The organism is Vagococcus sp. WN89Y, from assembly GCF_052220145.1.
Taxonomy (GTDB): domain Bacteria; phylum Pseudomonadota; class Gammaproteobacteria; order Enterobacterales; family Enterobacteriaceae; genus Kosakonia.
Genome location: NZ_JBQPOM010000021.1, coordinates 46,140 through 54,144 on the forward strand (window position 1 = coordinate 46,140; position 8,005 = coordinate 54,144).

Annotated in this window: 7 protein-coding genes and 1 riboswitch; of the genes, 5 read left to right on the forward strand and 2 right to left on the reverse strand. The window is 54.2% G+C overall.

What is annotated here, in order from left to right; all coding sequences use genetic code 11:
* Positions 1–215: 215 nt before the first annotated feature.
* Complete coding sequence (gene oxyR, locus ACTU3N_RS07155) at positions 216–1,133, forward strand: DNA-binding transcriptional regulator OxyR (RefSeq protein ID WP_443085447.1); 918 nt, start codon at positions 216–218, stop codon at positions 1,131–1,133.
* Here the strand turns inward: oxyR and sthA are convergent.
* A complete protein-coding gene (gene sthA / locus ACTU3N_RS07160) occupies positions 1,116–2,516 on the reverse strand; it encodes a Si-specific NAD(P)(+) transhydrogenase (protein ID WP_443085448.1) in 1,401 nt (466 codons plus the stop codon). The two genes, oxyR and sthA, sit on opposite strands and share 18 nt — an antisense overlap.
* Before the next feature lie 198 nt (positions 2,517–2,714).
* Between sthA and fabR the strand changes: the two genes are divergently transcribed.
* Together fabR and ACTU3N_RS07170 are read left to right on the forward strand one after the other, a co-directional pair.
* Complete coding sequence (fabR, locus tag ACTU3N_RS07165) at positions 2,715–3,356, forward strand: HTH-type transcriptional repressor FabR (protein ID WP_443085453.1); 642 nt, start codon at positions 2,715–2,717, stop codon at positions 3,354–3,356.
* Positions 3,357–3,359: 3 nt separating this feature from the next.
* Positions 3,360–3,719: a YijD family membrane protein gene (locus tag ACTU3N_RS07170; protein WP_443085449.1), complete on the forward strand. Its 360-nt coding sequence runs from the start codon at positions 3,360–3,362 to the stop codon at positions 3,717–3,719.
* Positions 3,720–3,735: 16 nt separating this feature from the next.
* Here ACTU3N_RS07170 and trmA read toward each other — a convergent pair whose 3' ends face one another.
* Positions 3,736–4,845 (reverse strand): tRNA (uridine(54)-C5)-methyltransferase TrmA, encoded by a 1,110-nt coding sequence (gene trmA, locus ACTU3N_RS07175; RefSeq protein WP_443085450.1) that lies wholly within the window; start codon positions 4,843–4,845, stop codon positions 3,736–3,738.
* A gap of 118 nt (positions 4,846–4,963) precedes the next feature.
* Positions 4,964–5,141, forward strand: a riboswitch (cobalamin riboswitch).
* 65 nt (positions 5,142–5,206) lie between these two features.
* On the opposite strand from trmA, the gene btuB reads away from it, so the two are divergent.
* Together btuB and murI are read left to right on the forward strand one after the other, a co-directional pair.
* Positions 5,207–7,060 carry a TonB-dependent vitamin B12 receptor BtuB gene (gene btuB / locus ACTU3N_RS07180; RefSeq protein ID WP_443085451.1) on the forward strand — a complete coding sequence of 618 codons (1,854 nt, stop codon included), beginning with the start codon at positions 5,207–5,209 and terminating at the stop codon, positions 7,058–7,060.
* Positions 7,005–7,856: a glutamate racemase gene (gene murI, locus ACTU3N_RS07185; protein WP_443085452.1), complete on the forward strand. Its 852-nt coding sequence runs from the start codon at positions 7,005–7,007 to the stop codon at positions 7,854–7,856. Before btuB ends, murI begins: the two co-directional genes overlap by 56 nt.
* Positions 7,857–8,005 lie beyond the last annotated feature (149 nt).

The following is an 8,005-nucleotide window of genomic DNA, read 5'->3' on the forward strand; positions in this document are numbered from 1 at the left end:
CGGGCTTTTTTTTGGTAAAAAAAAGCGGACACGGGGTCCGCAAAAGTTCACGTTGGCTTTAGTTGTTCAGAGAGAAACAGAGGGTAAGCGGTATTAGCATATAAGATACCGTTTTGTTTCAGGGGGGAATTATTCATCAGAAGGCTTGATAGGGATAATCGTTCGTTGCTATGCTATCTATCGCCATGAACTATCGTGGCGACGGAGGATGAATAATGAATATTCGTGATCTTGAGTACCTGGTGGCGTTAGCCGAACACCGCCATTTTCGCCGCGCTGCGGATTCTTGCCATGTTAGCCAGCCAACGCTGAGCGGGCAGATCCGTAAACTGGAAGATGAACTTGGCGTGATGCTGCTGGAACGCACCAGCCGTAAAGTCTTGTTTACCCAGGCGGGGTTATTGCTGGTGGACCAGGCGCGTACCGTGCTACGCGAGGTCAAAGTGCTGAAGGAAATGGCAAGCCAGCAGGGGGAAACCATGTCCGGCCCGCTGCATATTGGCCTGATCCCCACCGTTGGGCCTTATCTGTTACCGCAGATTATCCCGTTGCTGCATCAAACGTTCCCGAAACTGGAAATGTATCTGCATGAAGCGCAGACGCATCAACTGTTGGCGCAGCTGGACAGCGGCAAGCTTGATTGCGCGATTCTGGCGCTGGTCAAAGAGAGCGAAGCCTTTATTGAGGTGCCGCTGTTTGATGAGCCAATGATGCTGGCTATATATGAAGACCATCCCTGGGCAAACCGTGAATGTGTGCCGATGGCCGACCTGGCGGGCGAAAAACTGCTGATGCTGGAAGATGGGCACTGCCTGCGCGATCAGGCGATGGGCTTTTGCTTCGAGGCCGGTGCCGACGAAGATACGCACTTTCGCGCAACCAGCCTGGAAACGCTGCGTAATATGGTCGCGGCGGGAAGTGGCATCACCCTGTTGCCTGCGCTCGCTGTGCCGCGCGAACGTAAGCGCGATGGGGTGATTTATCTGCCGTGTATCAAGCCGGAGCCGAAACGCACCGTGGGCCTGGTTTACCGCCCTGGTTCACCGCTGCGCAGCCGCTATGAGCAGCTGGCCGAGGCCATCCGTGAGACAATGGACGGCCATTTCGACAAAGCGTTAAAACAGGCGGTTTAAGCCGTTGAGTGCCGCTACCCGATAGGCTTCGGCCATGGTCGGGTAGTTAAAGGTGGTGTTAACGAAGTACTCAATGGTGTTACCGCCGCCTTTCTGCTCCATAATCGCCTGGCCGATATGAATAATTTCGGCTGCGCGCTCGCCAAAGCAGTGAATGCCGAGGATCTCTTTGGTTTCACGATGGAACAGGATCTTCAGCGTGCCGACGTTCATACCGACGATTTGCGCGCGCGCCAGGTGTTTAAACTGCGCACGACCCACTTCATACGGCACTTTCATCGCGGTCAGCTGCTGTTCCGTTTTGCCAACAGAGCTTATCTCCGGGATGGTATAGATACCGGTCGGGATATCTTCTATCAGATGCGCGGTCGCTTCCCCTTTGATCATGGCTTGCGCCGCGATGCGCCCCTGATCGTACGCAGCGGAGGCCAGGCTTGGGTAACCAATCACATCGCCGACGGCATAAACATGCGGCAGCGCGGTCTGATACATGCTGTTGACCTTGAGCTGGCCACGGCTGTCGGTTTCCAGACCAATATTCGCCAGTTGCAGGCTGTCGGTGTTACCGGTGCGACCATTTGCATACAGCAGGCAATCTGCTTTCAGCTTTTTGCCCGATTTCAGATGCATAATCACGCCATCTTCCAGCGGTTCGATGCGCTCATACTCTTCGTTGTGGCGAATCACCACGCCGCTATTCCAGAAGTGATAGGAGAGCGAATCCGACATCTCTTGATCAAGGAACGCCAGCAGGCGATCGCGGGTGTTGATCAGATCCACTTTTACGTTCATTCCGCGGAAGATCGACGCATATTCGCAGCCGATCACCCCGGCACCATAGATGATCACATGGCGCGGTTCGTGATGCATATCGAGGATGGAGTCGCTGTCGTAGACGCGCGGATGGGTGAAATCCACATCTGCCGGGTGATAGGGGCGGGAGCCGCAGGCGATAACAAACTTTTCAGCGGTAATCGTTTCGACTGTGCCATCCAGGCACTCCAGCGCCAGCGTATGATCGTCAATAAAATGGGCGTTCCCTTCGAGAATTTCGCAGCGGTTGCGCTCATAAAAGCCCTGACGCATACGCGTTTGCTGATTAATCACGCTTTCGGCATGGTTCAGGATATCAGCAAAAGAGGAACGAAGAAGGTGGGAATGGTCGCTGTAGAGTGGGTTTTGGTTGAACTCGATAATACGGCTCACCGCGTGGCGCAGCGCTTTCGACGGGATGGTACCCCAGTGCGTACAGCCACCGCCGACATTATGGTAGCGCTCAACGACGGCAACCCTGGCGCCGTGTTTAACCAGTCCCATGGCTGCGCCTTCGCCGCCGGGGCCGGAACCTATTACTATTGCATCGTAATCGTAGGAATGTGGCATGGTCGTGCTCACCTGTTCTTATACATAAAAGCAACATAATACTAACATTAATGACGGCATAACCCAATTATCGTTGTGCTTTTTTACGCTTGAAAAGAAGAAACATCGCTAAACAATCCGTCACAATCCAGTACATTCGGGTAAGATTTATTCTCTGATATAGTACCAGCAGGTTTCAGGAAGGATTCAAACATCGTGATGGGCGTAAGAGCGCAACAAAAAGAGAAAACCCGGCGTTCGCTGGTGGAAGCGGCATTTAGCCAACTTAGCGCTGAGCGAAGCTTTGCCAGCCTGAGCCTGCGCGAAGTGGCCCGCGAGGCAGGCATTGCGCCGACGTCCTTTTATCGACATTTTCGCGATGTGGATGAGCTGGGGCTGACCATGGTCGATGAAAGCGGGCTGATGCTGCGCCAGCTTATGCGCCAGGCCCGCCAGCGTATCGCCAAGGGAGGCAGCGTCATCCGGACCTCTGTGTCGACGTTTATGGAGTTTATCGACAACAACCCTAATGCGTTTCGCCTGTTGCTGCGCGAGCGCTCCGGCACGTCGTCCGCATTTCGTGCGGCGGTCGCCCGTGAAATCCAGCATTTTATTGCGGAACTTGCCGACTATCTGGAACTCGAAAACCATATGCCCCGGGCCTTTACCGAGGCGCAAGCCGAGGCGATGGTGACGATAGTCTTCAGCGCGGGCGCTGAAGCGCTGGATATCAGTCAGGAGCAGCGTCGGCAATTAGAAGAGCGGTTGGTTTTACAGCTGCGAATGATTGCGAAAGGCGCCTATTACTGGTATCGCCGCGAACAAGAAAGACTGGCGCATCAAATTGAAAGCGAAGGATAAGTAATGAAACAATCAGGTCAAGATAAAGGTACGTTGCTGCTGGCGCTGATCGCTGGTTTAGCCATTAACGGCACGTTTTCAGTGGTGTTCAGCTCGATTGTGCCCTTTTCGATTTTCCCGATTATCACGCTGGTGCTGACGGTCTATTGCCTGCATCAGCGCTATCAAAACCGCACCATGCCGGTCGGCCTGCCGGGGCTTGCCGCCGCCTGCTTTATTCTTGGCGTGCTGCTCTACAGCACCGTCGTGCGTGCAGAGTATCCGGCCATTGGCTCTAATTTCCTGCCAGCGGTGCTGTCGGTGATTCTGGTGTTCTGGATTGGCTTCCGCCTGCGCGGGCGCAAACACGAAGCCTCTGAATAAGCGTGAGGCCCTCTTTTCAGAGAGAGGGCTTGCGCGTCAGCAGCACGCCGCACTCCATATGGTGCGTATACGGGAACTGATCGAACAGCGCCAGGCGTGAGATATCATGCGTCTGGCCGAGCGTTTCGAGGTTTTTGCACAGTGTTTGCGGGTTGCAGGAGATGTACAAAATCTGCGGATAGGCCTGCACCATTTTTTCAGTTTCTGCATCCAGCCCGCTGCGCGGCGGATCGACGAAAATCGTCTCGCACTGATAGCTGTGTAAATCAATACCCTGCAAGCGGTTAAACGCCCGCACGCCATTCATCGCCTGAGTGAATTCCTCTGCCGACATACGGATAATTTGCACATTATCGATATGGTTAGCGGCAATATTATATTGCGCCGCCGCCACGGACGGTTTGGCGATTTCCGTCGCCAGCACGCGGTTAAAATTGCGCGCCAGCGCCAGCGAAAAGTTGCCGTTGCCGCAGTACAGCTCCAGCAGATCGCCGGTTGCGCCACGCGTGACATCCTGCGCCCACTCCAGCATCTGAATATTCATTGCCGCATTCGGCTGCGTGAAACTGTTTTCCACCTGGCGATAAATAATCTCTCTGCCGCCGACCGGTAAGCGCTCGTCGACAAAATCCCTGTCGAGTTCGATTTTTGTTTTGGTGGCGCGGCCAATCAGCTGAATATTCAGATTTTGTGCACGCAGCGCATCGCGCAGGCGGGTGGCTTCTTCGCGCCACGCGTCATCCAGCTTCTTATGATAAAGCAGCGTGACGATCGCCTGGTTGCTGAGCGTACTGAGGTAATCCACCTGAAAAAGCTTATGGCGCAGCACCGGGTTGCCGCGAACCGCGCTAATCACCTTCGCCATCAGTTCGTTTATCAGCTCGCTCGCCGCCGGGAAGCTATCCACGCGGATACGCGATTTTGTCTGCTGATCGAAGATGATGTGGTAGAGATCGTCGCCGTCATGCCACAAACGAAACTCTGCGCGCATACGGTAGTGGCTCACCGGCGAGCGGAACACCTCCGGCACTGGCGCACAAAAGGGCGTCATCATTGATTGCAGACGCACGACTTTTTCAGCCAGTTGAGCTTCGTATTGATCTGTCGGCAGGTGTTCGGGGGTCATGATGCTTCCTGAGAGATTAACAATATCGCGGGGATTGTAGGGATTGCTCACGGGATGTCCAGCCCTGGTTAGCATTCTAAATAGTCTTACGGAAGTCTGGACATCTATATGTAACAGAATGTAGCATCCGTGTTCCGGTCCTGTGAGTTAAAAGGGAACCCAGTGTGAATCTGGGGCTGACGCGCAGCGGTAAGGATAAGGTGAGACGGTAGCGCAAGCAGACACTGCCATTGGTGGGAAGTCGCCGTCTCGTTGTACCCCCAAGCCCGAAGACCTGCCGGAATACGTCGCATCTGGTTAACATCATCGCGAGCTATTGATGAAACCTGCGGCATCCTTTTACTGTGTGGATGCTTTCACAATGATAAAAAAAGTTTCGCTGCTGTCGGCGCTCTGCGTCACGGCATTTTCCGGCTGGGCGCAGGGTAGCGACAGCTCGTCTTTGATGGTAGTAACCGCGAATCGTTTTCAGCAACCGGTGAATACGGTGCTGGCACCGACGGAAATTGTCACGCGTGAGGATATCGATCGCTGGCAATCGCGTTCGCTGGTGGATGTGCTCCGTCGGCTGCCCGGTATCGATATTGCGCAAAATGGCGGCATGGGGCAGACCGCATCGGTCTATGTCCGCGGTACGGAAGCAAAGCACCTTTTGCTGCTGATCGATGGCGTGCCGGTTGCGCGTTCTGGTATTTCGAACGATCCCGAACTTAACCAAATTCCGCTCTCTCTGGTGCAGCGTGTTGAATACATTCGCGGGCCGCGCTCGACCGTTTACGGCTCCGGGGCAATCGGCGGCGTGGTCAATGTCATCACGCTGACGAATGATGAAAAATCGCAAATCAACGCGGGTGTTGGCTCGAAAGGCTATCAAACGTATGACGGTGCGCTACGCCAGCGTTTCGGCGATACCGTTGCGACGGCGGCGGGTTCTTATACCAGCACGCGCGGGTTTAACGTCCAGCCAGACTCGAGCTGGGATCATGACGACGACCGTGATGGTTATCGTAACAAGACCTTTTGGGGCAGCGTTCAGCATAAGTTTAACGATAATTTCAACGGTTTTTTCCGCGGTTATAACTTCAGTAATAACGTCGATTATGACCTTGGAAGCCCGCCGTTTTTACCTTCTTACAGTGCCGATGAGCGCCAGCTTTACGCCCAGGGTTGGGACACCGGGCTGCTCTTTAATCAAGGCATCTACTCTTCTCAATTGTTGGCGAGCTACCAGAAGAGCAAAGATTACAACTACAGCAGTATTTATGGCCGCTATCACGACGGCACGACGCTCGATGAGATGGCGCAGCGTTACATTCAGTGGGGAAATACTCTGGCGGTCGGAAAAGGCTCGGTGAGCGCGGGCGTTGACTGGAAGCAGGAGCGCCTGACCTCGGCGGATATCGCCACGCGTGAAGCCTACGAGCGCGAAAACACGGGCCTGTATCTGACCGGGCTGCAACAGTTCGGGGATGTCACGCTGGAGGCATCGGGTCGTGAAGATAAAGACGATCAGTTCGGCTGGCACGGCACCTGGCAGACCGCTGCGGGCTGGGAGTTTATCGAAAATTACCGCCTCACGCTCTCCTATGGAACGGGCTTCCTCGCTCCTTCGCTTGGTCAGCAGTTTGGCGCGAAGCGTTTCGGTATTGCTTCTAACCCGAACCTGAAACCGGAAAAGTCAAAGCAGTGGGAAGCCGGTATCGAAGGGCTGACCGGGCCGCTGGACTGGCGGCTGTCGGCGTATCGTTACACCATCGATAACCTGATAACCTACAGCGACACTGCTTATTACAATATCAACTCGGCGACCATCAAAGGGGTCGAGCTGACGGGGAATATTGACACCGGCATCTTTTCGCACCGCGTTACGCTGCAATATATAGATCCGCGTGATGATGAAACCCATGAAGTGCTGCCGCGCCGCGCCAAACGCCAGGCAAAATATGATTTGGATTGGGCGCTATTCGATGTGGATATGAACCTCTCCTGGCAATATTTCGGCAAGCGCTTTGACAACCGCACATCAAGCTATAATCCGGAGCAACGAACTCTCCCTTGTTATAGCACGGTTGATATTTCTGCTTCATATCCAGTGACCTCTCACCTGACAGTTCGTGGTAAAATAGGCAACTTGTTCGATAAAGAGTACGAGACAGCTTATGGCTACCGCACTGCAGGACGAGAATATACCGTCTCTGGCAGCTACACCTTCTAAAGCACGTCCCACCGTCCTGGTGTTTGACTCCGGCGTCGGAGGGTTATCCGTTTATGACGAGATCCGGCAACTCCTGCCGGATCTGCATTATATCTACGCTTTCGATAACGTTGCTTTTCCCTACGGTGAAAAGAGCGAAGAGTTTATCGTCGGGCGCGTTGTCGATGTTGTCACTGCTGTTCAGGCTCGCTATCCCCTCGCGCTGGCCGTCATTGCCTGTAACACCGCCAGTACCGTTTCTTTGCCCGCGCTGCGTGAAAAATTTACGTTTCCGGTGGTGGGTGTCGTGCCTGCCATTAAACCCGCCGCGCGCTTAACGGCTAACGGCGTAGTCGGGCTGCTGGCAACGCGCGGTACGGTGAAACGCCCTTATACGCATGAGCTTATTGCGCGTTTCGCTAACGAATGCCATATCGAAATGCTGGGGTCGGCGGAGCTGGTGGAGCTGGCGGAGGCAAAGCTGCACGGAGAAGCGGTGCCGCTGGATGAGCTGAAGCGTATTTTGCGCCCCTGGCTGCGCATGAAGGAGCCGCCTGATACGGTAGTACTGGGTTGTACACATTTCCCTTTATTACAGGATGAGTTATTACAGGTGTTGCCGGACGGCACCCGCCTGATTGATTCGGGCGCAGCAATCGCGCGTCGAACGGCCTGGCTACTGGGGCATGAAGCGCCGGATGCAAAATCTGCCGACGAAAATATTGCCTTCTGTATGGCGCTGACGCCGGAAACTGTGCAACTTTTACCCGTTTTACAGCGTTATGGCTTTAAAACGCTCGAAATGTTGCCACTTTGACAGCGTGTTGCATAAAAAAGAGACGGTTGAAAACTTTTTTCAAATTAGGGGTTGCCAGCGGAAATTATCTCCCTATAATGCGCCTCCACTGACACGGCACAACGGCAAACACATCGGCCTGTCAGGCGAAGAAATCTGAAATTAATCAG

What these genes read in the sequence shown, in the direction of transcription:
- ACTU3N_RS07170 (WP_443085449.1), top strand. Translation starts at nt 3,360, where the DNA reads ATGAAACAATCAGGTCAAGATAAAGGTACGTTGCTGCTGGCGCTGATC.
- btuB (WP_443085451.1), top strand. Translation starts at nt 5,207, where the DNA reads ATGATAAAAAAAGTTTCGCTGCTGTCGGCGCTCTGCGTCACGGCATTT.
- sthA (WP_443085448.1), bottom strand. Translation starts at nt 2,516, where the DNA reads ATGCCACATTCCTACGATTACGATGCAATAGTAATAGGTTCCGGCCCC.
- trmA (WP_443085450.1), bottom strand. Translation starts at nt 4,845, where the DNA reads ATGACCCCCGAACACCTGCCGACAGATCAATACGAAGCTCAACTGGCT.
- oxyR (WP_443085447.1), top strand. Translation starts at nt 216, where the DNA reads ATGAATATTCGTGATCTTGAGTACCTGGTGGCGTTAGCCGAACACCGC.
- fabR (WP_443085453.1), top strand. Translation starts at nt 2,715, where the DNA reads ATGGGCGTAAGAGCGCAACAAAAAGAGAAAACCCGGCGTTCGCTGGTG.
- murI (WP_443085452.1), top strand. Translation starts at nt 7,005, where the DNA reads ATGGCTACCGCACTGCAGGACGAGAATATACCGTCTCTGGCAGCTACA.